This window comes from Neisseria sp. HMSC074B07 (genome assembly GCF_001810355.1).
Taxonomy (GTDB): domain Bacteria; phylum Pseudomonadota; class Gammaproteobacteria; order Burkholderiales; family Neisseriaceae; genus Neisseria.
In genome coordinates this window covers 1-2,209 of record NZ_KV800945.1, presented here as the reverse complement: position 1 = coordinate 2,209, position 2,209 = coordinate 1, and the positions used below count along the sequence as shown (strand labels likewise).

The following is a 2,209-nucleotide window of genomic DNA, read 5'->3' as shown; positions in this document are numbered from 1 at the left end:
GGTCATCTGAAAGTTGGTTTTCAGACGACCTCTACTCTATGTTAACCGCTAATGAGATTGTTAAAGAACAAATGTTTCAGACGACCTCAAAGAAGATAGTGAGGTCGTCTGAAAAACAGAAACCGCATGCGTGCGTACCGCACAAACCCTACGCCAGGACTGAAGGTTTTGTGCAGGCTACGACTTACTCTACATCGGAATTGGGAGTTTCATTGGCTTACAGTTCGATTACACCTCGATAAAACATTCAAAAAAATCAAAGTGATTTTTATCAAATGCAATTAATAACTTGCCTTCAGGAATTTTTTTTCCTGTCATACCTCCTATACAAATCCCGAGATTCTTAAAAAGAATATATTTTTTTCCTTCGATAAATTCTGAATCGATAGCTTTAAGGTCTTCGATTGAATTTTTAAATATATCAATATCTCCTAATATGGGATTAGAATCTTTTAAGCAATATCCATAAACCAATTTATCGTTTTCATAAACTAACTCACAAGCATTCCTATATTCCACCTTATTATTCATAATATTATCTTCAACCATTCTTGCTGGTTTTCCATATTTTTCTTGTATTTCCTCAATAGAAGTACCAAATACAAAATCACCAATTGATTCATATGGCTTAATCAAGTAGGTCATATTAACCCTTTCCAATATATTTACATTAATAAAATTAGGAACATTTACCAATAATTCTACGCAATCTTGCTGCCTGTTTCCTAGAAATTAATCCCTGCCGTTTGGTTTCCGAAATCATCCTTCCTACATGATTTTATATACGCCTTTTATTCTATTTCAAAGGCAGCAGTATGATATGAAAACCCTTTCATGCGCACATTTTTGACGAAATAAGATGAAGGTCGCCTGAAAGTTCGTTTTCAGACGACCTCTATGTCAACTGCTAATGAGATTGTTAAAGAACAAATGATTCAGACGACCTCAAAGAAGATAGTGAGGTCGTCTGAAAAACAGAAACCGCGTGCGTGCGTACCGCACATACCTTACGTCAGGACTTAAGAGTTTATGCAGGCTACGGCTTGGATTTAAGCGAGCGACAGCTTCTCAATCCTCATTAGCAAAAAATTCATAAGTATCTATCTCCTCTTTTACGAAGACTATAACAACTTTACCTTCAGGTATCCTTTTTTTGGACATGCCACCTATGGAAATACCTAAAGTGGGAAATGTAATATATGCTTTTCCATCAATGCAATCATATTCTTCTTTTAATTTTTTAATATTTTCAGGCTCAAAAAGATTTAAATTATCAAATATTGGATTCAGATGTTTACTACAAATAATGCTAACTAATTTATTATTTTTATATTCTAATGTGCAGGCATCTCTATATTCAGAAGTAATTTTAAGAATGTTATCTTCTATAACCTTTGCTGCCTTTCCATATTTAGCAATAATTTGCTCCATCGTATTTCCAAGTTGAAAAAAACGATTACCTAAATCTATGCCTTTAAAAGGAATAATTTTAACTTCATTCACTTGCATTTTCCAATGACCTTTCTTAGTTTAGATGCTTGATATTTAGTGATTAATTTCTGTCTAACAGCTTCTCGCACCATCCTTCTCAATCTTTTATCATATTTATCTTCAAATTTCCTCTTGGTTTCAATAATATCCATCTCCATAGCCAAATCCCATCGACCTTGAAGAATAAATTGTCTTTGTTGCGATCTCCAACGACGAACAGTAGTTGAACTCCCTGTACTTGACATGCCTCTATGATCAACTTTATCCATATGATACGCAGGTGCAGAACCATAAGACGGTCTATTTGGTAAATCTTTATATGCTCCCCAAGCTGGAGAGTGATTGGTTTCTCCTCCTTTATGGCTCTTTCTCTCTCCTCTGTAAGTTCCTCTACGTGCCAAACCTAAAGTATCAATCCACCCAATGGAATTCGGTGCAAACTGATATAAATTATCTCCACCAATTAATTTAATCGGGTCCTGATTTACAAACCGCCCGGCCTCAGGCTCGTAATACCGCATCAGGTTGTAATGCAGCCCGGTCTCTTCATCGAAGTATTGGTTTTGCAATCTGAACGGTTGATGCGCGTTTTTGTAAACCCGTTCGTCCTTTTTCAGACGAACCCAGGCGGTGTATTCTCCGTACCACAAGAGATTGCCATGGATGTCGGTCATCTCTTTCGGTATGCCGATTTGGTCGTTGTGGAAATAGGCGAGGT

The 2,209-nt window shown here is 36.4% G+C and carries 4 protein-coding genes; 1 reads left to right on the top strand and 3 read right to left on the bottom strand.

Annotation, left to right across the window (positions count from 1 at the left end; genetic code table 11):
* Nucleotides 1–242 (top strand): hypothetical protein (locus tag HMPREF2726_RS14430; RefSeq protein ID WP_246827875.1); only part of this gene is annotated, 242 nt, incomplete at its 5' end.
* Here HMPREF2726_RS14430 and HMPREF2726_RS07345 read toward each other — a convergent pair.
* The 3 genes from HMPREF2726_RS07345 to HMPREF2726_RS14720 form a co-directional block, all read right to left on the bottom strand.
* On the bottom strand, nucleotides 229–645 hold the full coding sequence (locus HMPREF2726_RS07345; RefSeq protein WP_070602838.1) for a CTP synthase: 417 nt from the start codon (nucleotides 643–645) through the stop codon (nucleotides 229–231). The genes HMPREF2726_RS14430 and HMPREF2726_RS07345 overlap by 14 nt on opposite strands.
* A 423-nt stretch (nucleotides 646–1,068) precedes the next feature.
* Complete coding sequence (locus tag HMPREF2726_RS07340; RefSeq protein ID WP_053090213.1) at nucleotides 1,069–1,509, bottom strand: hypothetical protein; 441 nt, start codon at nucleotides 1,507–1,509, stop codon at nucleotides 1,069–1,071.
* A partial coding sequence (locus HMPREF2726_RS14720; protein WP_246827874.1) for an RHS repeat domain-containing protein occupies nucleotides 1,500–2,209 on the bottom strand: 710 nt, incomplete at its 5' end. The genes HMPREF2726_RS07340 and HMPREF2726_RS14720, both read right to left, overlap by 10 nt.